We start from the raw sequence: 21767 nt of genomic DNA on the forward strand, positions 1-21767 counted from the left end.
TCCGACGACGCAAGTCAGTGTATCGAATACAGCTTGTATATCGTAATCTACTCTCGATTAAGAAACAACGGGCTAATTAGATGGCCTGAGCGTATTGATTGCCTCAGGCGTTCGTCTTGTAGAGTTTCCCGTTCTCGTCGTAGCGGGCGTCGAAGATGCAATCGAATTGTTCATCTGTGAGTGAGATATCGACAGCCCCGAGGTTCTCATCAAGCTGGTCGACGGTGCGGGCGCCGATGATCGGCACGCAGTCGAAGTCGGGCTGGTCCATGAGCCACCGGAGCGCGACCTGGGCGGGCGTCGCGTTGACCTCGTCGGCGACGTCGCGGACTGCGTCGAGCACGTGCCACCCTCGTTCCGAGACGTAGAAGTCCGTGAACCGATCGGACAGCTCCGCACGGGTCCCTTCCGGTGCGTCCAAGTCGTAGGTCCCGTCACCGACGCGCTCGTACTTTCCGGTGAGGAACCCGCCAGCCAGCGGGGAGTACGGACAGACCGCGAGGTTCTGATCGGCACAGACCTCGAGGTACTCTGTGACGTCCTCGTAGTATGCGGCGTGAAACAGGGGCTGTGTCACGCTGAAGGCCTCGTAGTTGTTCACGTCGGCCTTCCAGAGCCCCTTCGTGAGTTTCCAGGCATCACAGGTCGAAATGCCGACGTAGTGGACCTTTCCCTCGGAGACGAGATCGTCGATCGTTCGCAGCGTGGTCTCGATCGGCGTCTCGTCGTCGAACCGGTGCAGGTACAGGATGTCCAGATAGTCCGTCCCCAACCGCTCGAGCGATCCTTCGACCTCCGCACGGACGTTCTTCCGGGAGAGGTTTTCCTGGAATCGGGAGACGGTCGACCAGTAGCACTTCGACGCGATCACGAAGTCTTCGCGGTCGCGATCTGCGAGCCACTCGCCGATCCACTGCTCGGAGTCGCCGTTACCGTAGCCGTTGGCCGTGTCGATGAAGTTGCCCCCGCGTTCTGCGAAGGCATCGAGCAGCTCGTGGGCTTCCTCGCGGCCCGTCTCGACTACGCCGTCCTGTTCCTTGCCGAAGCGCCATGTTCCGAAACACAGTGGTGAGACCTGCAGGCCTGTCTCGCCGAGTCGCCGGTTGTTCATGCACTGCACGTGGGAGACGGAAGGCCATAATAGAAGGGGGAATTTCGATAGCGCCGATCAATGGTGGGAGTAGGGATCGTGCTCACCATGAAAATAGGCCGCTACTCTTCGTCGGCGTCGGGTTCAGGAGCTACGCGGGAGAGGGCCTCTTGATCTCGGCGTAGCTGTTCCTCCGATTGGCCGGTGGCTTCGGCCAATTCTTCTACCGTGGGGATCTCATCCATCGCCATGTTCTATTCTCTACTTTGATATTCTCTACTTTGACCTTTTAGGATATGAATGTGGGGAGTTCTAGGATTTCAACCCACATTCTCGATCTTTTCGATTTTAGTCAAAGTAAAGTGATCGAATTCTCGCTCTAACTGCCACTTCTCGGGTTGGTCTGTGCCAGTGGCCTACACTTTCGCCTTGACCGTGCCGCTTTCAACCTGGTATCGGAAATCAACCCACTCTCCCGCAAACGAGGTGGAAATCGAATCGTTACCTGGCGTTTGATCCCAGTCCGTCATTAAAAACATCTCATCTTCCGTTCCGTTAAACTGAATAATATCGATTGTGTCGTTCTCGCCGCGGATACCGACGTTCGTTCTATTTGGGGATGGATCCGAATCGTCCCTGAAATCTCAAAGTTATCCCCTAAGTCGAACTCGGGGCCGTCGTTCCAGCGTGCCTCGGTTTCGGCAGTTCCGTTGACGACTTGGAGCGAGTAGTTGCCGTAAAACGAGTCGGTTGAAGCCGAGATATCTTCGTGGTCGGTCCACCCATCAACGCTCCTGTCCTCGAAATCGTCATAGTACGATGCATTATCCGTCGTTGTCGCCGTGAGCGACGGGTGAACACTGGTCTCGGCAAGCGACGGCTGCGTTGCGGACCCGGTCGGCGGTTGCGCGGTCCCGCTGTCGAAGCCGGCTGCAAACGGGGCTGCGGCCATCGACGTCACCAGCACGATCCCGAAAACAATTGCGAACGTTGTCGTACGGGTGGGGATCACGCCGGCCAGTCGGGATCGTCGGCTATTCGTTCTTGAATCGGATGTGTCTGACATGGAGAATCAAGCCTTAGTTGTCGAACTCCGATGTCCGGAGTTCCCGCACCAATTGTTCCATATTCGACTCGTCGTCCTCTCCGGCATCCTTTCGCTCGAGTGCAGCATCGAGTAGGCGCTTCCGGCGGCTTAGAACGATCTCGTCACACGCATCGAGCACGTAGTCGACTATCTCTTTGAACGTCTCGCGGTCGCAATTAGCGAGGACACCTCCGAACGAGACCGTGCCAGACTCGGGACAGTGTCGGTGCCGCCGGTGATCGTGTTTCGTAATCTCCAAGGCCGACTCAAGCGACGTCGGGTCGTAGTTGTAGTCGACCTCGACGCGGGGAAGGTGATGTTTCGGTTCAGAGAGTTCCGTTTGTGCGTCGCACTCGTACCAGCACTCGGGGCAGTACAGCGGCGGGTTCCCATAGCTTCGAAGGATCGACCTGCGACCCACGCGTAGCGATTGTCACCCTGGACCTGGGTGTGCATGTTACCGCGACCGAACATTTCGTCGATCGACTTGATATCACGCTCGTCGCTCTCGGTGCTGTCATCGTGGGTCGGTTTCGTTTCGTCCTTGGGTCGCGGTCGGTATCGAACTCCCCGGTCCCACTGTCGAAAATGCTCGTTTGAACGCCTAACGCGAAGGTGGTGTTCGGCGAGCAACGATGTACGTTGTCGGGATTGGACTGTTAGTGTTCGGACTGAGTTTGTCTATGTGTCCGGCCTGATCGCTGACACGACCTACAGCAACGAGCAAGTGGCGGCGCTCGAGGCGATCGACGAGCACGCCAATGCGACCGAGCGGGAGTATCATGACAACTACGTGCTAAGTGCGTGGGGTGATAGCCGGATGTACAATCACTTCATAAACGGGGAATCAAAAGGGTACGGCTACGCGCAGAGCAATTACGAGGACTTCATCACGAGTTCTGATCCTGGAAGCTGGTACGAGCAGATCGAGGGGCGTGTAGGGTATGTCGTCGTAACCGACGTGGAAAGTGATTTATCGGCAGGGAGTACGCATTCGTAACTGCTCGAGGAATACGGCGCCGATGGGAACGAAACGGACGGCGTTGCGCACTATCAGGTGCTCTTCGTTGACGATGACGCCGCTGCATTTGCGGTCGTTCCCGGCGCGACCATCACTGGAACCGGTGAGTCGGGTGCGACGGTAACCGTTGAGAGCGAGCGCACAGTTTCGGGTGAGCGAATTACGTACAATCGAGCGGTGACCATCCGTGAGGATGGCTCGTTCGCAGTGACCGTGCCGTCCTCCGGTACGTACACCGTCGGCGGAGATTCGGTCGACGTTTCGACGACAGCCGTTATAGAGGGTGAGACGGTCACACTCGAGTAGGGGTTTTATCGCTTGGATGGGTGATAGAACTGGTGCTGACAAACTGGCCTAACTAGACACTGCCGGGTCAGGAAATTTGTCGATTGGTACCAGGAGAATCAAGAGAGGTACGAGCCATTAGTTAGGGAATCATGACCAAGTATTTCCTGTTTCGCAGAGAATGGGGAATAGCTAACATGATCATGAATCGAATACTGCAGATTTCTGATCGAGTGGGATACAGATGACGCTACCAGCATTCTCTGTATTGATCTGTGTGTACGAGAGGGATGATTCCGATCATCTCAGATTAGCTCTTCAGAGTGTAATCGATCAAACTGTGGTGCCCGATGAGCTTGTTCTCGTAGCAGATGGCCCACTAACCGATTCACTTCGCTCCGTCATTGATGATTTTCGATCCGAGTACCCCGATATCGTCCGCATGGTTCAGCTCGAAACCAATCAGGGACTTGGTGCTGCCCTTCAGACTGGAGTCGAAGAATGTAAACACAATATTGTCGCCCGTATGGACGCGGATGACGTGGCCGTCAATGATCGGTTCGAACGACAACTTGAATACCTCTCGTCAAATCCGGATGTTGATGTAGTTGGTGGATATATCGGAGAGTTCCAAGACGACCCTGAGGAGATCAATCAGGTCCGAGAAGTCCCACTTGAGTCTGATGAAGTCGAATCGTTCTCTCGGTTTCGGTGCCCAACAAATCATCCTACCGTGATGTTTCGACGTGAGTCGGTGCTTGAAGCTGGGAGTTATCAATCACTGCGGTCACAACAGGACTACGAGCTATGGATGCGAATGCTGTCGCAGGGGTATAAAATCGAGAATCTCCCAGAGGTACTAGTACGGTGTCGTGCTGGTGAAGACTTGTATAACCGGAGAGGGGGGCTGGAATATGCACAACTCGAATACTCGCTCCAACGAGAGTTCCTGCAACTTGGTGCAATCACACATTTTGAATTTATTCGGAATCTCCTCCTGCGTATCCCAGTAAGGTTCATTCCAAATAAATTTCGTAGCATAATATATAAAATACTGTTACGTAATTAGTATTTCATAACACTAAGTGGAAAATCGAAAGGGCATCTTTGGGTTTTCAATATGGTTTCTACACAGCAGTTCTGTCGTCTTAGGTTCCATCCCGTCGTTTAAGACTGGTTGACTAACTCGCCTACATCTAAAATATAAGACTCTCGTCGGCCAGTGTGGGTCGAATCAAATGAAATCGCAGTTCCATCAGGGCTCCACCGCGGGTGTAGGTCACATCTCGTTATGCCAGTATATTTGAGCGGCTCGAAGAAACTACCTATTTTGACAACATCATCTTCTTCACGATCATAGAGGAGGAGGTGGCGCTGTCGTTTCCGATCTGGATAGGTATCAGTGATAATGTATCGTCGATTGGGTGAGAGCGATGGGTGTCCGTCACCCCATTCACTGAGCGTGTCAACGTACTTGATATACCCAGAATCTATATCTATGATGTGATACCCATTTCCGAACTCACGCGTTCGTCCCCAGACGAATAATTCAGAGTCGGACAACCAACAGTAATGAGATACAACTGATTCGTCCATAACTACCCAGCAGTTTCCATCACGGTCAGAAACGTACAGACGGGAAACTCGACCTTCTTCACCCCGCCAGCGATGGAGAAAAACGAACCGTTCCCCACTGGGATTATATAACACATGGTTCACATAGTGATTGTCAGGGTCAACAGATGTGTCTGCTCGTTCAATGAGTGATTCAAGCGAAATGAGGAACTCCTCATTACCAGACTCTAGATCGACCTTCCACAGACCATCGGATTCCGGGCTTGGAAGCGAACCTCTATCTAACCCATACCCATAATCGGGACGGTTACGATCCAACCGGTCATAATTCAACGAAAGATACTCCTTTCCATCGGGATGGACCGCTTGTATTGGACGAGCATGGGTGGAAATCAGTTCACCGGACGAGTTGATTTCCTTAGCGATGAGATTTCCGGACTTCAGATCGTTAAGAAGGACTGATTCTCCGGTCGGGTGCCATTGTGCACGTGTTCCCTGTTGGAGGTTCCACGCAGACGACGATGTAAGGTATACGGATTCCTGATTTTGAAAAATGATGATCTTGACTTCATCACTGGTGATTTCGTGAAGAAGCATCTTGTCCATGGAGGAAGTCCATGGGTGGACATCGAAGTACCCAAAAAAGCGTTCAGCAGTAAATGACTCAGCATCGTATTGTGATGGGACATCAGAGAGTTCCGTGTCGTCAGCCACCTCGTATACAAAGTCTCGGTCGGCATACATATAATAGTTCACTCGCTGATAGATGTTCTTTATTCGTTGTTTCACCCCTGGATACTGCTGGAGGATTGAAGCAATTCGTCGCTCTAATCCGTTGAACTGACTCATTCGTTATAGAAGGTATTCATACTGGGGTTTAGGTGTGTTCCTATAGCACGAACAAACAGCATTTATTAGAACTGGTAGGGACATTTCAGATGTGACCACCGATATCCTGTATATCGTCTCTAGATTACGGCCGAGTGGACCGATAAGTCAACTCTATTACACATTACAACACTTAGATGATGACTTTAATGCAAATATCCTAACGCTCTCTCCCGAACCAGAAGATACAGAGTTGCCTCGGTTTCAGAAGCTTGGTATTGATTACGAGACTCTCGGACTGTCCCGCTGGAAGGGATTACTTTACGGTCCCAAGCAACTTCGAGAGATAATCGCTAAACACGATCCAGATATTGTCCATACCCATGGTATCCGAGCAGACACGCTATCAGCGTTATTTATCTCAGAGTATCCCCGAATCACAACCATTCATAACTATCCGTATGACGATTACCCAGCAAAATTTGGGACAATACAGGGAAATGTGATGGCTGTTGAGCATACCCAGATGATTCAACGTATTGACCATCCGATAGCCTGTTCAGAGACAATAGCGGATATGATGCAATCGCATGGTATTGATGCAACACCGATACAAAACGGAGTAGATACAGAGACATATAGTCCAGTCAGCGATGCACAAAAGAGCCAATTAAGGAGAAATCTCAACATCTCAGAGTCGGCAACTATATTCGTTTCTATAGGCTCATTGATCTCCCGAAAGAATCCGACTGATGTTATCAAGGGTTTCCAAAGGGCGGATTTGGAGGATAGCACCTTACTCATGCTGAGTGACGGACCACTAAAGGAAAAATGTGAAAGACTCGCAGCAGGGGATGACCGAATTCGAATCGAGGGCTGGGTAGACAATGTTCTAGAGTACCTTGGTGCGTCCGACTATTTTGTTTCTGCATCTAGTTCCGAAGGGTTACCGAATACAGTCATGGAAGCACTCGCAGTTGGGTTACCAGTTGTCCTCTCAGATATTCAACCACACCGAGAGATCCTCCAGTATAACTCAAATGTAGGGATGACGTTCGACTTAGGTGATGTTGTATCTCTATCAGAATCAATAAATGCGGTATGTGATGGAAGCTATTCAGCACGGTCAGATTCAGCAAGATCATTAATCACAGAAAATCTGAGTTCTAATGAGATGAGTAATCAATACATGGAAATGTATGAGAATATCGCTAAAAACAGAGCCCTCTTATGAAAATGGTTAGGAGGTGAATCATGGGGGAACACTTGAGAGATATGGCAACCTATACTGAGCATCACACACCGCCAGCTTGGCTTTTTTACCTGTTTTTTGCAATTGTCTTGTTCTTCCCGATACTCCGAGTCGCAGGACTTCCAGTACTACTCCCAATGAGCTTTTCAATCATCTTTCTCTGGAAGCCAATCAATATTCCACGCCTCTATTTGATTTCGGTAACTTCCGCAACAATATATCTAATCGGAGTTACATTATTTACAGTTACCCGAAAAGATGCAGCGGGATTCGCTGATGTAGTCTACATAATCGTTCCAATATCGATTGTACTAATTATTGCATTGACTGCCTCCCTTGCAGGAGCTAACAAAAAGCAAGCAACATATCGGCTTACTCAGTTTGCTTATCTCTATCTTTATTTCCAGTTTATCATAGTACTTTTATTATATCTACATCCGCCGGTTATTGATGAACTCCTTCTTTCATATCTATCTCTTCTTGAGGGTAATGTAACATCAAGCGCAGTCTATCTTGGGTCCGCATTTACGCGGCCTGGAGGAACGATTATTAATCCCACGTGGGTTGGATTTGCTGTTTACCCGTTTGCACGGTATCTGACCACATATACTGGTCGCTATCGCTATGTTCTCATTGCTTTGACTACAACTCTGCTGTCTTCTGGACGAATGGCTATGATAACGATCTTCTCCACTGAGGCGATGATTTTTCTCATCACATTAATACAGAATAGAGACACCCAGTCAATTTCCCGCTTACTTGGCAAATTAGCAATTTTGGGGGCGTGTATCTCTGCCGCATTTATTTTTCATCCATTCTTTCGAGCGTATCTTGATGCATTTCTTGCAGGTGATCTCTCCTCACGGTTAATGAGTTATAGTATCACGTATCGACTAGAGATGTATCAGTGGATGTTCTCCGAACCAGCGAAGATGGTCAGGGGTGGTTTAGTCCTTGCTGAGGCACCACAATATATCGATTCAGGGATGGTGATGCGGACGTTGCAATTTGGTATCTTAGGATATGTGGCATTAAAACTCCCTCTGTTCGCGTTCGCCCTCCGTGGAGTTCGCTCAGGCGACGGACGACTACTGAAAATGGGAATTGTGATCACGTCTGTCGCAATATTATCATCTCTGACTACGACTACAGCTTCAAATATGTTATTTATTCCTATTTATGGAGTTACGATTGTTGCTTCAGAGATTGCATTTAATGGAACTTGGGATTCTACTCATAGATAACTACTACGTGGGTGTCGGTTCCAGCCAGATCTCAATAGTCTCTTAGGAAGGCACGAAATATCGGCAGTTCCCATCGCTCTAATTCCTGACCGGATTTCTGGAGTGCGTCAAGAGAGAGCAGACCGGTTAATACACTCGTTCGAACAGGGATGCTGGTCTCACTTCGGGATTAACGCTGTTAAACCACACAAAGTGCGAAGCTATCGCTCATTCCAGGGCTGATGCCGGGTGCGGCGGTTTCAGCCCGCGTCCAGCTGGCTATAGGTCGGCGGAATTCCGGTCTGGTTGGTCAGTGCCTCCCACTGCCGTCTTAACGTGTCGTCGAGCACATAGACGATCCACTCACTGAATACCTCAAAGTGGAATCCAATCGGAGCGTGCTCGCCACGCCGCAGTATGGCGAGCACACCCACCAAACAATCACCCAGAGATTCCGCAACTGGAAGCTCACCAGTATGAACAACAACCGCACCGCTGGATCGGTCGAACTTGTTTGAACGCGTGCTTCGCGCATCGTCCGAAACGCTACAATCCGTGCTTGCCACGGTGCCCTGTTGATAGGAGATACAGACCGCAAGCGGGAAGTGCAGTTCCCGCTCGCTTCCCTCGTATATCACGATTCTGTCCAGTAGGGGACCCTCGTGTCCAGTTTCTCGGCCATCTGCTTCCAACGGCGGATGGTCGGAAAAGCGACTGGATGCTACGGCATCAGTCGCTCGACCGACGGGCCGTCGTAGAAACCCCGGCCAGCGAGAAGTCCAGCGACATCGAATGGAAGAGCCGCAACGCGGCTGGGCAGTCGCTCGACAGCATCGGCCTCTGATTCGTCCTGCGGACAGAAGTCATGGCCAATGTCAGCGGCTCCGGCTCTCACACCGATTGGGAAATACCGATATTATAGTGGTTGACGAAACCTTTTGCACTCTCTGACTCATTGGAACACCTGATGGTTGAGGTAGAGAAACATCTCTCACGGGAAGAGCTTGCAGCTCTCATCCGAGAGGAAACCGATAAAATCGCTCAATGTCGCTCAAACGGATCTTGAACCGAACAACCGGTTAAGATCACGCCATCAATCTTCAAAAAGCGCTTCGTACTTCTTTGTAGATTCCTCAATAGAGAAATCTTGTGCTCTCTTTTTTAATTTTTCAGCGGATATTGGATTCTCCAGTGTAGTTATCAATGCGCTTTTCATTGCCTCTGGGTCTTCGATTGGAACGAGTTTACCATACTTCCCATTCTTCAGGACCTCTGCAGGCCCACTTGGACAATCAGTCGAGACAACCGGAGTGCCACAAGCCATCGCTTCAATAAGAACGTTTGCAAGACCTTCCAACCGAGAAGATAAACAAAACACATCTGCATTACTCATATATTGGAATGGGTCATCTACAAATCCAGGAAAGTACACATCCTCTCGGATATTTAACCTGCCCGCTAGCGACTTATATTCTGAAGTGCATTCGCCTTTACCAAGTATTATTAGCTGGACATCCTCAGAATACTCTTTCGACAATATTGCAAAGGATCTAATTAATGTTTTGAAGTCCTTTTGAGGAGTATGACGTCCGACTCCTAGAATGGTTTTAGAATTTCTTTTGAATTCAGAGGGTGTTTGTGGACTAATCTTTGTTATACCCTCATTCACTACTGGATTATATATTGTAGTTACTTTATCCGGGTCTATTTTTGCCCAGTCTTTTATATGTTCCGTTACACCTTCAGAGACACCTACAACATTATCGGCATATTTATACAGATATTTTGGAAATATATCGTGTAATTCGTTATGATAGTTATTTGTCCTATTTATATGCTCAGTTACTATCACCTGCGGAGATGTTAATGAAATTTTCCTGCTGAGTATTGTTAGTATATTGGGACCCGCCATCATAGGTATGATTACATCCGATTGAGATTGTCGTAAATGTTTAGCGAGGGGGATTATAGACCACAGCATTCGATTAACAGGAAGGACAGAAAGACGAACATCAGGTGAAAGTTCGTTTATTAATTTTCCCTGTTGAGAGATAACAAGTACCTCTACTTGATGACCGTTTTCAGACAATTGATTGGCCAAGTTTACTGTTACCCGTTCTGCGCCACCGATTGAGAGGTCACCAATAAACAAGGTTACTTTTGAGCTCATTATTTGTCACTTAAAGATGAGTGGGTTGAAACATCTTAAAGAGTTTGATGACGTGTTTTCCCATCGGTTGCACAGCCATCTACACTCTATCATATAATTCCACAAATTTTTCTGTTATAACCTCGGGTGAGTATTGTCTAAGCTGAGATTCAGCCTGCTCAGAATATGATCTGAGTATGGCTGGATCTAATACAGAAGTGAGTTCTTGTGTAAACTCATCAGCAGATGTATATGTAACGGTTTGTCCACAATCGCCAATTATCTTGTCTATGCTTCCAACATCTGTAGAGAATATGGGTGTACTTGCGCCCATTGCTTCTAAAAACACACGACCAAAAGGTTCGTCCCATCGTCCCGTATAAAGAAAGAGGTCATGCTTAGAGTACATTGTCGGTAATTGGTTGTACGGTACGTGTCCGTGAAGGGTTATGTTGTCGGATAATTTTTCCTTGTCAATTTCCCTTTCCAGGGTGGGACGGAGATCACCATCTCCTGCGATAGAGAGATTGAATTTACATTCGTGTTCTCGATGAAGTTTTTGAGCAATATCTATTAATCGATCCGTTCCTTTTCTGTGACGTAGCGTTCCCACAAATAGAATATTAAAAGGCTCCGTGAAATCACTTTGATGGGGGACATTAAAATGGTCATCGAACATGTTTGGAATTACTGATATTTTGTCAGCAGGGTATCCAAATGCATCGTATCTTTCTTTCACGTGAGGAGATAACGCTTGAAAATGGCTGATTCCGGGGAGATTTTTATACCCTTTTCGAATCATACGATAATTTCTCATTCTACGTGCGAACACGTTCCCTGATCGCAATATATCCCAAGGAATGGAGTTATCTTCCTGCCAATTTATAGTTGTACTCTCGTGTACTGAACAGGTCGCACATTTCAGTAGTCCATTGCTTTCACACGGTGCTTGGTTCATATAGAGAAGGTCATTTCGAGGGCAGATCCCCCCAAATGCATTTAAGGTTACTACCGGAGATGTTTGTGTGTTGGTTCCGAGATGACCCATTGCAGGAATTGAACGCATTAAGTAGCTATGAACAATATCGTATTTTCCTAATTCAGATTCTTTTCTGGTTATTGCCTTGTTCAACTCTTCTGCAAAATTGTAAATTTTCCCTCGCCTAACGCCCAGTTCTTCTACATCATAGAGGTCTTGTTGTGCCTGATAATCATATTCTGATGTACAATATACAGTCACGTCATGGGAGCGTCCCGCAATATGATTAATAATTTGATCAGCAGAGTGAGTGGCACCGGTTCCCTCCGCAGAAGGCGCACTAGGGTGTATAAAAGCGATATCCATACATTGGTAGCTTGATTTTCTGGTATAAATACCCTGTGATCAGTCCTATCAAACCATTTTACGTTATATATAATGTAATTATACATAATTCGCTAGCATCATTATTGAGTTCATGGAAGCTGAGCTCACTATAGTCTGGTCTGGACAACATCGTACACCGCAGATCGCTTTGAGACACAGCTCAACGACCCCGGCAGTGTTCAGATAAGCGACTGCCGGCTGAGTAACCACCGTCGGGCGGGACTGAAAGGGGCCGCTGTCTCGGCGAACCCCGACGAAGCAAGGACCGCAGGACGGAGTCCAAGGACCGCAGCGAGTAGCAGAAGTCGAGACGGCGAGGGCTTTCAACACCGTCTCAGTCAATCTTCGAGCAGAATCGCTCATATCTGAACAGTACTAACGACCCCAACCGAACCACTCTTATTTGGATAGATACATGGAATGCTCAACGGGCGTCTCACAAGATGACTAAATATCTATACACACTTTGACACATTTATGATAAAAACTCCAATATTTCAAATATTCGATTATGAAGAGTAAAGTATTACTGGGATTCCTCTCAATTTTAGGGTCCAAACTCGGGGTGGTCTTACTCGGTTTAATCATCACACCGATTCTTGTTCGGTTACTGGGGAGCACATTGTACGGTGACTACGCATTTGTAATGTCTATGCTTGGTATTACCATGATTCTTGTCAATGCAGGTATTTTTGATGGGACGCGGAAGTTCATGGTTGAGGACCGAGACCAACAAAATTGGCAGGACTACGTTTTTGGGTTCTATTTTCGTGTTGCGCTTGGGCTTGCCTTCCTGGTGCTCTTATCTTTCGTCCTGTTCGCATGGACTGGGTTACCCAGACAGTTGTTCGGAGTTGAATTTGTACTCTATTTTTATTTACTCGGAGTACTAGTTCTGGGACGGCAAGTATTCTCCGTCGCTCGTGGCGGTTTGATAAGTCTCGGACTTGAAAAGAAGAGTGAGCCTTTGCCCATAATTAAAAAGGTTCTCTTTGGTATCATCAGCCTTTCGCTCGTCTACGTAGGCTATGGTGTCGTTGGGGTTCTTGTCGGACAGATTGTCGCAACAGTTGTGGTCTCAATCATCGCATTAGTAATCTTGTTCAAAAGGTTGGATTTGGATGCTGTGTTCGGCCGTGTTCCTTCTGATTTCCCAAAACGGAGATTGCTATCATTTAACAAATTGAGTGTCGTATTTATCCTCCTTACGACCTCTCTCTATCATATTGATATACTCCTTTTGCAGCCTTTAGCGGGGAGTCAAGCAACTGGGTACTATCGAGCATCACTTGTCATCGCGGAGTTCCTCTGGCTCGTACCAAACGTATGTCAGACGGTTTTACTACACTCCTCATCAGAACTCTGGTCAAAGAAACAGACAGACGAGATCACGGAATTAATATCTCGCGTAACTAGGTACAACATCGCGTTTTTGGTATTGGTGGGGCTCGGTCTGACTGCTCTCGCCAAGGATTTTGTCCCGTTATACTTCGGAGCCGAATTTGAGGAGTCAGTTCTCCCGTTGTTGATCCTCCTTCCTGGCGTAATTGGCTTTGCCATCTCCCGGCCAATTTTCGCAATTGGACAAGGAAAAGGGAGCCTCCGCGTACTTATTATGGCGACGGGTACAGCAGCACTCATCAACCTTTTTTTAAACCTCTTGCTCATCCCAGAATACGGCATGACTGGGGCAGCAATTGCGACGTCAATTGGATACGGATCTATGCTAATTTTTCACGTCCTAGCAGCGCGACAAATCGGCTTCAATCCTCTTATGGACCTACGACTTAACCGAATCGCGGTAACAGGCTTTGTCACAGCTATTGTAATCTTTAGTAGCACAGCGCTCATTGAATCAGCGATCCTTTCGCTGGTAGTGGTCCCGCCAGTCGGGTTTGTCGTATATATGTTGATTGGACTCAAAATTCGTATAGTCTCACCGGATGAAATACGCGAGGGCACGAACCGACTCCCAGATCCGATAAGTAGTCTCGTCAATTGGACAGCCGCTATAATTGATTGACTGAATCAGTCGTTATCTATTTAGTGAACTCCACAGCAATAATACCTATCTATTTACTGAATTTATAGAATAATTCAGCTCGGTCACCTCGCGGTAACTTCTCGGCCGTGAACCCGAACTCCTCAAACCGATTTCGGATATCCGTGGCAGAACTATCGAAATCCTCGACGGAGGGTCGCCTCTCGTTACCAGGGAGATGTACTTCACAGTAAACTACTCGGCAACTCGGTGCTGACAGCGCACGCTCTAACCCATCAATTACGAGCGGTTCAGCGCCTTCGACATCAATCTTAACCACGTTCGGCGGTGGTATCTCACCGTCGTCAATCAACTGATCCCCGGTGGTCGTTGGGACCTCAATGGTATCCTTGTTATCGCCGGGTCCGATTGCTGACGAGCCATATCCAATGTCCGACTCCTTGGGCTGGCTGAACCCAATAGTTCCGACCGAATTGGAGAGCGCCATCTCAATCACCTCAATGTGCTCAAACCCGTTACGGGAGATATCCTGTTTGAGTAAGTCGAGGTTCGGCGGATACGGTTCGAATGCGATCACATTCCCGTCTGGGCATTCATTAGCCGCAAATAACGAGTAAAGACCAGTGTTAGCACCAATGTCGTAGACGACATCGTCGGCCCTGATTTCATCAAGAAAATCGGCGAGTTCCTCTTTTTCTGAGTTGAATCGTTCGTGGTTTCGTTCCACCATCGCTACGGAAGGTGCCGAAAAGCGAACAGTCCACCCCTCTAGGGTGAGTGAACATTCGCCTCTGATCGACATCGTCCTGTAGTATGCGTCTCGACGCGCTTTTTTGAATGCTCGTTTAAGCAGAGTTTTTGCTCCTTGATTCTGATAGATAGAGAGGCTACGAGCAATGAGTGAGGACATGGTTACGGCTATGTTATCTCAGAGCATCCATATCTGTTTTGATATCCCAGATGATGCCTCAATTTTGTTTCTCATCACTGCTCGCTAGTCTTGGCTTTTTCGTTCCTTAGAGCCCTTGGCTCTATGGAAATCCTGCTATTAAGACCCTGGGGGGTGAACTCAGACCTGCCTTGATCGCGTATCAACAGGAGGAGTCAGTAACCGATATTTCGATAATAGTGAAGTTCACAAAAGAAGAATGGAACAAGAATACCGAATGTAAGTTCGCCCCTTGTTCTATATTTGTTCTACTTAATCGCCAAACATCTGGCGCATTTTCGGAGATTCTTTCTAAACTTCTCACTTGATAAATTATTAGGCTTACCGAACCCAATGGATAAAACCCACAGTCGATCGGGCCGAGTGCGTGAAAGCAAGTAACCTGAAACACTGGATCTGCAGACAGGAGCCCGGCATCAGCGAGAGCTGCACCAAAAAATGGGTCTCGCGAACGATCGACGCCGTCCTCGAGTTTTCGAAACACCGCCTCGTGGTCCGCAAACGCACGACCGTAAGAACGTCCCCAAGTATACCGAACGGCGATTGGTACGTCCCGTCGATACGGACGTACCGGGTGAACGTGCCGGCTTAAGCGGCAGGTCCAATACAGACCGCAGATCCGGATCGAGCGACAGACTACCGACGATGATCTGACCTTCCCGGTGACAGATGACGTCCACAGAAGCAAGTTCTTGCGATGCGAGCGGTTTCGCTAGCGCAATCGGATCGACAGCGCGCTCCAGTTGTCTGCCGAACCGTTCGTGTAGGTGATCTAAAAGCGCTTCCCGAAGCTGTCGCACTGAACGCCCTTCGGGACGGACAGCTGCTGTACGGTGTCGCCAGACGAAAGCGGCAGATGAATGGCGACTCGATACCTTGAACGAGGAAAGGGAACGACGACAACGCGAATTTATTGACCGCTTCGCCAAGAGTGGAATCTAATGGTCGACGGAGACGTTGTCGTTCATTGCCTAGAGTTGATCAACCAGTCTACAAACGAGTACAAGGAGATGCGAGATGTATTATTGTATGTCACAGGTCTGGCGTGAAACGACGGAGTACGAAAACTCTGGATAACTGACGGTCACCGTAAAACTGTCCACGCGGCCTCTCACAGCCTCTCGAAGAGGAGCCACTCTCTGGGTGAACCCCATCTCAGCCGATCGCGCCTATTCGTGTGTAATCGGTACTGTACGTGTCTCACAGTTGGAGACGACAGGTGCGCACGAAGGACTGGAGAACAGATCGATCGGTGATGGCATGGACGAAAATCAGTCGAATGCCTGATCCACTACATCGGTATCCTTCAGCGTGTCCAGATCAAATCAGCGTCGCAAGTCCTTTTTCGAGTGAAACCGACGGTGAGAATCCGAAGTTCGATTTAAGTTTAGAAATATCAGCACGACTTTTCTCGATATCACTAGGACGTGCATCGACGTGAACGATTTCCGATTCCGAATTCGCGATTTCACGAATCGTTTCGGCTAGCTCGAGAATAGAGACGCTCTCTCCGGTTCCCACGTTGAATACGCCAGTTGCCTCGGAATGTAAAGCCAACAGGTTCGCCCGCACAATGTCCTGAACGTGGACGAAGTCTCGAGTCTGCGTCCCATCGCCTTCGACCGTAATTTCGTTCCCAGTGGTCGCCTGTTCGACAAAGACGCCGATAACGGCACTATAGTCGCTATCGAGTTGGCCCGGCCCGTACACGTTGAAGTATCGAAGTATAACCGCGTCTAGATCGAACTCCTCGATGTACAGCTGAACGTACTCTTCCGCAGCGAGCTTCGAGACTCCGTACGGAGATGTTGGATTCGTCGGCGCATCCTCGGAGATCGGCACCGACTCGGGCTGGCCGTATACCGCTGCACTCGAGGCAAACACGAAACGAGCGGACTCGTCATGCGCTCGCTTGAGCAGCTTCAGAGTCGCAGTAACGTTGATGTCATGCGTGAGCTCGGGATGATGCATCGACTTCTCGACGCTGATCAACGCCGCTTGATGAAAGATCACGTCGACGTCCGCGGTTGCCCGATCCAGATCGTCATCGTTCCTAATATCTCCCTCGATTAACGTCGCTTCGTCCGGAACGTTCGATCGAGAGCCACTCGATAAGTTATCGAGCACGCGCACCTCGTTTTCGTCAACAAGTGCCTCAACGATATTGCTCCCGATAAAGCCAGCGCCGCCGGTAATGAGAATCTCTTTCTCGGAGAGAGATGGCATTCCGTCGTGCGAACTCATTCGTCAGAGGCGAACTCCCTGACGTCGGATAACACTTTCCAGATCTGTCGAACGACGATCTTCACATCGAACCAGAAGGATTGGCGACGAACGTATTCGAGATCGTACCAGAGTTTCTTTCCCGGTTCGTGGCCAGTTACGTCGTTGATCTGTGCAAGGCCAGTGAGACCCGGTTTGACGAACCAGCGTTTCTCCCAGTCGATACCGTCCCTCTGTATTTCGGTGTCGAGCTCCGGCCGCTCGGGCCGAGGTCCGACGACGCTCATGTCACCGACGAGTATCGACCAGAGCTGCGGAATCTCATCGAGATGCGTCTTCCGGAGGAGACGACCGACACGCGTTACACGTGGATCAACATCGCCAGCATCTTCTTCGCTGATCTTCGCCCCCGTCTTTGATTCCGCATTCTCTACCATACTCCGGAACTTGTACACGGCAAACGATTCTCCGAACACTGCAGTTCGGTCCTGTTGATAGAGCACTGATCCGCCATCGTCAAGCTTGATAGCTGCCGATATAGCGACGATTATAGGTGCAAGTGCGACCAGTGCAGCCGTCGCGAATGCAATGTCGAACAGCCGCTTGAACAGGTGATCCAGCGGATCCCACGGCTCGAGATCGATGTCGACTAAGTCCCCAACATCACCCTCGGCGACCAACACGCTGTCGGCGTACTCCCGATGGACCTTCGCATCCACGCCGTGTTCGTAACAGGCATCTAAAGCGCCAAAAAACTCCGCTCGATCGGCCTGGCGAAACGCTAGGACGACGGTGTCGATGTCGTATTCGACGAGCGTATCCTCGAGTCGAGAGAGCCCGCCGATCCGAGACAATTCGTCGAGGGCTTGTTCGAGTTCCTGATTCCCACCGGTGTGCTGCAACGCCAGTCCACCGTCGGCAGTAACTCTCATCCCGTCGTCCTCGCCGATAGCGCCCTCGTTGAACTCGTAGTAGTCCACGCTCGAGGGACAGAGATACCCGAGGACGGGCGCGTCCACGGCAGGTGCGATGCGTTCGATCTGCGCCAGATCGTCGCCGACGAGGAGCGTTCGCCCGTCGGCCCCCTGTGGGCGGCGCCGGATCCAGACGAACCACGCGGGCAGGACGATTCCGAGCAGCCCGATGATCATCACGAGCGTCGCTCGCGGCAGCCGGTGCGACCACTTGAAGTAGCCAAGTGTCGCGAGCGCGAACCCCGCCACGACAACGCGTTTTTGGACCAGTACCACGGTATCCAGAATCCGCCGCGGGCGGGGTTTGTACAGCGGCAGGAGACTCACCGTCACCGTCACGACGGATAGCAGGACGGCCAAGTAGAACGATTCGCCGGTGAGTACGGTGGCCTCGAGCCGATTGAAAAGCGGCACGTACGTGGTAAACAGCGTCTGGGAGAGTTCGTGGTTGGCGGCGACCACGGCGGCGAGGGTCAACCCGATCACGCCGAGGAGGCTCACGACACGAAACCGCCACCCAGTAAGCATTCGTTACAGGGAAGGTTCCGACAGTGGCATAAGTTTGTTGAAAGGCGAGTTCCTCCGGGCGGCCTACAGGCTAAGCCGTGTGCCCCGGGATTTGACTCCGGATTCCGAAGTAGACGTTTTTCCCGATGCTCGAGAGATTGAATACACAGTCTTCATTCGAAAACAGTTGACGAAGTCGATCGACGGTAACGGGGTGACTTTCGCTAGCACCGTGTCAAAACACCTATGGCCTTTCGAACGACTCACCACTGGTATGAACACTCCGGGTGAGCTATGGAACTGATCGACGAGAAGGGGAATCTCTTCGGCGTCGTCAACGTTATCGATGCACTTGTGGTTTTACTCGTTCTCGCGGTCGGTATCGCCGGTATTGCGGTCGTCGGCGTTCTCGGTCCAGGAGACGACACTACGGACGGTGACAACGGTCCATCGATCGAAACCCGCTACGCAACGATCGATCTCGACACGCAGTCGTCCTCGAGCGCCGAAGCCATCGCCACGGGTGACAATATGACAAGCGGCGTCGATGATGAACGCCTTACGGTTACCGATGTCTATGCGATTCCGACCTCGAGCGAGACGGCCGACGTAACCGTCCGCACCGAGGTCGAGGGAACACAGTACGAGAACGGTACGCTCGCGTTCAGCGGCAGCGAGTTGGCAAGCGGCCACAATATCTCGATCCAAACCGATGAGTACGACGTAACCGGCTCCATCAAGACTGTCGAGAACACGACCGCCAAACTACAGACCAACGAAACCGAGGTCTTGTTCGAACAGACGGTCGACCAGGAGACGGCCGAAGCGATCGAGACTGGCGACGAATCACAGCTCGGCAACGAGACGATTGGAACCCTCGAAACGGTCTCTGTCTATCCCATCGGCAACGGACAGTACCGTGTTATCGCCGGCGCGACGCTCGAGACCCTCGCAACCGAAGACGACCCGCGGTACGGCTCCGCACTCGTCGAGCCCGAATCGACGATTGCGTTCTCGACGGCCGAGTACGATCTCCAACCTACGATACGCGAACTCGGAACAACGGAGGAACCAGGCGAGCCGACGACGACCACCGTCGAAATCGATCTCAACCAACTCGGAGACCGCGAAGCATCCCAGTTCGAACCCGGACTAACCGAGACGGCGGGCGGTGACACGTGGGCGACGGTTACGAGCGTCGACCGCGAACCGGCCTCGGTCATCGTCGAAACCGAGGATGGCAATCTGCACGAGCGCCAGCACCCAACCAAATACGACGTGACTCTCACCGTCGAACTGCAGACCCGCGAGACTGATCTCGGGTTGCAGTTCAAGAGCCAGTCCTTCCGGAACGGTGAGACTATCTATCTCGACTTTGGTGTCACAACCGTCGAGGAACGCGCGTGGATCGTTGACTGACAATGAGCGATTCGAACGCTGACTCGATACAGCAGACGCTCGAGGCCCTCGAACAGCGGCTTCGAACGGGTATCGAACGCTCCCGGCTCGCCAGCACGGTACGGACCCTCGGCCGGTACGTTCGTCACTCGTGGCTGTACCGGTGGCTCACGCCGGAACCCGACCCGGAGGTGATCGTCATCGATCTCCGCGAGACCTACACCGTCGGGCCGTTCATCCGCCTGCTCGATCGAATGCTCGGACACTGTGCGCGCGCAACACCCTCCTCGAGGACTGTCGAATTCTCACACCGCGTCGAGGATCGGTTCCGCGCACGGCCGCTCCGAGTGCTCGGCGCCGCGATCCTCGGGGGAGTCGTCTTCTCAGGACTCGTTTCCATCGTCCTCGGACAAATCGGGACTGGATGGGTCATCGGTCACGCCGTCCTCGCCGGACTGGCCGTCCTCGGACTGCGCTCGGAACGGTCCCTCGAGGACCTGACCGAAACCAGAGCGTGGGAGCTGCTCGTTGCTGCGTTCGAACCGCCGGAGCCACCAACTGAATCCGAAATAGCGACTGAGGAAGACGGATCGGTCGACGATTCGGGAACGCCCGCTCAGGACGGGCTTCCGTCGGAGAAAACACAAGGTCGGAGTTCAGATAGCAGTCAATCTTCGAGGGAGGACGTTTAACGGGCGAATTTTCGGATAACTCTTCGATCTAGTCTCTCGTATGGACTGCGCTGAGGGAGTACGTCGACACAGAAGTTACGCGGTCAACAACGCGACCCCACCGCCGCCGACGATCGCCAGCCCGCCCAAGCCGAAGCAGACGATCCAAAACGGGATCCGTTCGACGACGCGCATCAACAAGCCGATGGTCGCATATCCCACGACGGCGCTGGTTACGATCGCTAGCGCGGCAGCACTCGGACTCACGCCGGGCACACCGCCCTCAGTCACGACGGTCAAGACGCCGGCACCCAGACCTGCCGGAATCGAGAGCAGAAAGGAAAGCCGAAACGCCGACGGTGCCTGATACGAGCGAAAGAGCAGAACGCTCGTTGTCACACCAGATCGTGAGATTCCGGGCAGGATTGACAGCCCCTGAAATGCGCCGACGATCACGGCGTCCCGAAGGGTCGGCTCATTACGGTCCTCGAACGCAACAGACTCGGAGACCAACTGCAACACCCCGGTCGCGACGAGCAACGCGCCGATCGCTGCGATAAACAGCCCGCCGCTCAGTTCGTTCACGAAGTCTGCAGCGAACACGTAGAGCGGGATACCGACCAGTCCCGTCGCGAGACAGGCGACGACGACGAATGTCGTCACCGCGTTTGCACCGATAAATGCCGTCGACGGGCGCCACTCGGGAACGGCTGCAAAACTCTCTCGAATATCGTCACGATAGTACAGCGCCGACGAGAGCGTCGTTCCGACCTGCAGGAACAGCGCCAGCTGCAGTGCGTGCTCCGGCGACGTGCCGACGAGCGTCAGGAACAGCGAGAGGTTCCCCTGCGAGGAGACCGGCAGCCACTCGACGATACCCTGGACGATGCCGGCGAGAACTGCGACGAGAAATTCCCAGTTCGCGGAGGTACTCACAGGAGGGGCTACAATCGTATTCTCGAGCACGATGTTAAGCATACTCACGTTCACGACCACGATCAGGAGCGACGAACCAGCGGCTCGTACTCGCTGTCGTAGACGGCCTCGAGATCCTCGAGGGCAATCGTGTTGTGGCCATCACTGACGAACCCTTCGGCGAGGTGACCGCCGCTAAATCCGGCCGCATCCGTACTGAGAAGCTGCATTGTCGTTGTACAGAGGTTTTAT

21 protein-coding genes are annotated in these 21767 nt (G+C 51.1%); 9 read left to right on the top strand and 12 right to left on the bottom strand.

What is annotated here, in order from left to right:
• Positions 1-103: 103 nt before the first annotated feature.
• The 3 genes from HALXA_RS08050 to HALXA_RS08060 form a co-directional block, all read right to left on the bottom strand.
• Positions 104-1111 (bottom strand): aldo/keto reductase, encoded by a 1008-nt coding sequence (locus HALXA_RS08050; RefSeq protein WP_013879832.1) that lies wholly within the window; start codon positions 1109-1111, stop codon positions 104-106.
• A 508-nt stretch (positions 1112-1619) separates the two neighbouring features.
• Positions 1620-2042, bottom strand: coding sequence for a hypothetical protein (locus HALXA_RS08055; RefSeq protein ID WP_148263633.1), 423 nt, complete (start codon positions 2040-2042; stop codon positions 1620-1622).
• A gap of 127 nt (positions 2043-2169) precedes the next feature.
• Complete coding sequence (locus HALXA_RS08060) at positions 2170-2598, bottom strand: hypothetical protein (protein WP_013879836.1); 429 nt, start codon at positions 2596-2598, stop codon at positions 2170-2172.
• 264 nt (positions 2599-2862) lie between these two features.
• Here HALXA_RS08060 and HALXA_RS08065 point away from each other — a divergent pair, with 264 nt between their 5' ends.
• The 3 genes from HALXA_RS08065 (at position 2863) to HALXA_RS20980 (ending at position 4552) form a co-directional block, all read left to right on the top strand.
• A complete protein-coding gene (locus HALXA_RS08065; RefSeq protein ID WP_049895253.1) occupies positions 2863-3177 on the top strand; it encodes a hypothetical protein in 315 nt (104 codons plus the stop codon).
• Between the two features lie 57 nt (positions 3178-3234).
• Entirely contained in the window at positions 3235-3504 is a 270-nt protein-coding gene (locus HALXA_RS08070) for a hypothetical protein (RefSeq protein WP_049895254.1), read from the top strand.
• A 223-nt stretch (positions 3505-3727) separates the two neighbouring features.
• Positions 3728-4552 carry a glycosyltransferase gene (locus tag HALXA_RS20980; RefSeq protein WP_013879837.1) on the top strand — a complete coding sequence of 275 codons (825 nt, stop codon included), beginning with the start codon at positions 3728-3730 and terminating at the stop codon, positions 4550-4552.
• A 98-nt stretch (positions 4553-4650) separates the two neighbouring features.
• Here the strand turns inward: HALXA_RS20980 and HALXA_RS20985 are convergent, their stop codons facing one another.
• Positions 4651-5907 carry a TolB family protein gene (locus tag HALXA_RS20985; RefSeq protein ID WP_083822829.1) on the bottom strand — a complete coding sequence of 419 codons (1257 nt, stop codon included), beginning with the start codon at positions 5905-5907 and terminating at the stop codon, positions 4651-4653.
• Between the two features lie 91 nt (positions 5908-5998).
• Between HALXA_RS20985 and HALXA_RS20990 the strand changes: the two genes are divergently transcribed.
• Both HALXA_RS20990 and HALXA_RS21660 read left to right on the top strand, forming a co-directional pair.
• Positions 5999-7120: a glycosyltransferase family 4 protein gene (locus HALXA_RS20990; RefSeq protein ID WP_013879839.1), complete on the top strand. Its 1122-nt coding sequence runs from the start codon at positions 5999-6001 to the stop codon at positions 7118-7120.
• A gap of 20 nt (positions 7121-7140) precedes the next feature.
• Positions 7141-8382, top strand: coding sequence for a hypothetical protein (locus HALXA_RS21660; RefSeq protein ID WP_013879840.1), 1242 nt, complete (start codon positions 7141-7143; stop codon positions 8380-8382).
• A 239-nt stretch (positions 8383-8621) separates the two neighbouring features.
• On the opposite strand, the gene HALXA_RS22040 is transcribed toward HALXA_RS21660, so the two are convergent.
• Complete coding sequence (locus HALXA_RS22040) at positions 8622-8795, bottom strand: hypothetical protein (protein WP_171814663.1); 174 nt, start codon at positions 8793-8795, stop codon at positions 8622-8624.
• Positions 8796-9079: 284 nt separating this feature from the next.
• Here HALXA_RS22040 and HALXA_RS22655 point away from each other — a divergent pair, with 284 nt between their 5' ends.
• Positions 9080-9205, top strand: a complete 126-nt coding sequence (locus HALXA_RS22655) for a hypothetical protein (protein ID WP_280985389.1) — start codon at positions 9080-9082, stop codon at positions 9203-9205.
• A gap of 249 nt (positions 9206-9454) precedes the next feature.
• On the opposite strand, the gene HALXA_RS20995 is transcribed toward HALXA_RS22655, so the two are convergent.
• Positions 9455-10531, bottom strand: a complete 1077-nt coding sequence (locus HALXA_RS20995) for a glycosyltransferase (protein WP_013879841.1) — start codon at positions 10529-10531, stop codon at positions 9455-9457.
• Between the two features lie 79 nt (positions 10532-10610).
• Positions 10611-11855, bottom strand: coding sequence for a glycosyltransferase family 4 protein (locus tag HALXA_RS21000; protein WP_013879842.1), 1245 nt, complete (start codon positions 11853-11855; stop codon positions 10611-10613).
• Positions 11856-12387: 532 nt separating this feature from the next.
• Between HALXA_RS21000 and HALXA_RS08085 the strand changes: the two genes are divergently transcribed.
• Positions 12388-13899, top strand: coding sequence for a lipopolysaccharide biosynthesis protein (locus HALXA_RS08085; RefSeq protein WP_013879843.1), 1512 nt, complete (start codon positions 12388-12390; stop codon positions 13897-13899).
• A 49-nt stretch (positions 13900-13948) separates the two neighbouring features.
• Here HALXA_RS08085 and HALXA_RS08090 read toward each other — a convergent pair whose 3' ends face one another.
• The 3 genes from HALXA_RS08090 to HALXA_RS08100 form a co-directional block, all read right to left on the bottom strand.
• Positions 13949-14608 carry an FkbM family methyltransferase gene (locus HALXA_RS08090; protein ID WP_049895257.1) on the bottom strand — a complete coding sequence of 220 codons (660 nt, stop codon included), beginning with the start codon at positions 14606-14608 and terminating at the stop codon, positions 13949-13951.
• A 1539-nt stretch (positions 14609-16147) separates the two neighbouring features.
• On the bottom strand, positions 16148-17071 hold the full coding sequence (locus HALXA_RS08095) for an NAD-dependent epimerase/dehydratase family protein (protein WP_013879846.1): 924 nt from the start codon (positions 17069-17071) through the stop codon (positions 16148-16150).
• On the bottom strand, positions 17068-18552 hold the full coding sequence (locus HALXA_RS08100) for a sugar transferase (RefSeq protein ID WP_013879847.1): 1485 nt from the start codon (positions 18550-18552) through the stop codon (positions 17068-17070). Before HALXA_RS08100 ends, HALXA_RS08095 begins: the two co-directional genes overlap by 4 nt.
• Before the next feature lie 273 nt (positions 18553-18825).
• Here HALXA_RS08100 and HALXA_RS08105 point away from each other — a divergent pair, with 273 nt between their 5' ends.
• The gene (locus tag HALXA_RS08105) at positions 18826-19950 is read left to right on the top strand and encodes a DUF4330 family protein (protein ID WP_013879848.1); all 1125 of its coding nucleotides are present in this window, start codon (positions 18826-18828) and stop codon (positions 19948-19950) included.
• A gap of 2 nt (positions 19951-19952) precedes the next feature.
• Positions 19953-20621: a hypothetical protein gene (locus HALXA_RS08110; RefSeq protein ID WP_013879849.1), complete on the top strand. Its 669-nt coding sequence runs from the start codon at positions 19953-19955 to the stop codon at positions 20619-20621.
• Between the two features lie 75 nt (positions 20622-20696).
• On the opposite strand, the gene HALXA_RS08115 is transcribed toward HALXA_RS08110, so the two are convergent.
• Complete coding sequence (locus HALXA_RS08115; RefSeq protein ID WP_013879850.1) at positions 20697-21578, bottom strand: undecaprenyl-diphosphate phosphatase; 882 nt, start codon at positions 21576-21578, stop codon at positions 20697-20699.
• Positions 21579-21598: 20 nt separating this feature from the next.
• Positions 21599-21745 (bottom strand): hypothetical protein, encoded by a 147-nt coding sequence (locus HALXA_RS22045; protein WP_013879851.1) that lies wholly within the window; start codon positions 21743-21745, stop codon positions 21599-21601.
• Between the last annotated feature and the right edge of the window lie 22 nt (positions 21746-21767).

Origin of the sequence: Halopiger xanaduensis SH-6 (genome assembly GCF_000217715.1) — an archaeon.
GTDB lineage: Archaea > Halobacteriota > Halobacteria > Halobacteriales > Natrialbaceae > Halopiger > Halopiger xanaduensis.

What these genes read in the sequence shown, in the direction of transcription:
- HALXA_RS20995 (WP_013879841.1), bottom strand. Translation starts at nt 10,531, where the DNA reads ATGAGCTCAAAAGTAACCTTGTTTATTGGTGACCTCTCAATCGGTGGC.
- HALXA_RS08115 (WP_013879850.1), bottom strand. Translation starts at nt 21,578, where the DNA reads ATGCTTAACATCGTGCTCGAGAATACGATTGTAGCCCCTCCTGTGAGT.
- HALXA_RS08110 (WP_013879849.1), top strand. Translation starts at nt 19,953, where the DNA reads ATGAGCGATTCGAACGCTGACTCGATACAGCAGACGCTCGAGGCCCTC.
- HALXA_RS22045 (WP_013879851.1), bottom strand. Translation starts at nt 21,745, where the DNA reads ATGCAGCTTCTCAGTACGGATGCGGCCGGATTTAGCGGCGGTCACCTC.
- HALXA_RS08095 (WP_013879846.1), bottom strand. Translation starts at nt 17,071, where the DNA reads ATGAGTTCGCACGACGGAATGCCATCTCTCTCCGAGAAAGAGATTCTC.
- HALXA_RS21000 (WP_013879842.1), bottom strand. Translation starts at nt 11,855, where the DNA reads ATGGATATCGCTTTTATACACCCTAGTGCGCCTTCTGCGGAGGGAACC.
- HALXA_RS22655 (WP_280985389.1), top strand. Translation starts at nt 9,080, where the DNA reads ATGCTACGGCATCAGTCGCTCGACCGACGGGCCGTCGTAGAAACCCCG.
- HALXA_RS08055 (WP_148263633.1), bottom strand. Translation starts at nt 2,042, where the DNA reads ATGGCCGCAGCCCCGTTTGCAGCCGGCTTCGACAGCGGGACCGCGCAA.
- HALXA_RS20985 (WP_083822829.1), bottom strand. Translation starts at nt 5,907, where the DNA reads ATGAGTCAGTTCAACGGATTAGAGCGACGAATTGCTTCAATCCTCCAG.
- HALXA_RS08050 (WP_013879832.1), bottom strand. Translation starts at nt 1,111, where the DNA reads ATGAACAACCGGCGACTCGGCGAGACAGGCCTGCAGGTCTCACCACTG.
- HALXA_RS20980 (WP_013879837.1), top strand. Translation starts at nt 3,728, where the DNA reads ATGACGCTACCAGCATTCTCTGTATTGATCTGTGTGTACGAGAGGGAT.
- HALXA_RS08090 (WP_049895257.1), bottom strand. Translation starts at nt 14,608, where the DNA reads ATGGTGGAACGAAACCACGAACGATTCAACTCAGAAAAAGAGGAACTC.
- HALXA_RS08085 (WP_013879843.1), top strand. Translation starts at nt 12,388, where the DNA reads ATGAAGAGTAAAGTATTACTGGGATTCCTCTCAATTTTAGGGTCCAAA.
- HALXA_RS21660 (WP_013879840.1), top strand. Translation starts at nt 7,141, where the DNA reads ATGGGGGAACACTTGAGAGATATGGCAACCTATACTGAGCATCACACA.
- HALXA_RS08100 (WP_013879847.1), bottom strand. Translation starts at nt 18,552, where the DNA reads ATGCTTACTGGGTGGCGGTTTCGTGTCGTGAGCCTCCTCGGCGTGATC.
- HALXA_RS08105 (WP_013879848.1), top strand. Translation starts at nt 18,826, where the DNA reads ATGGAACTGATCGACGAGAAGGGGAATCTCTTCGGCGTCGTCAACGTT.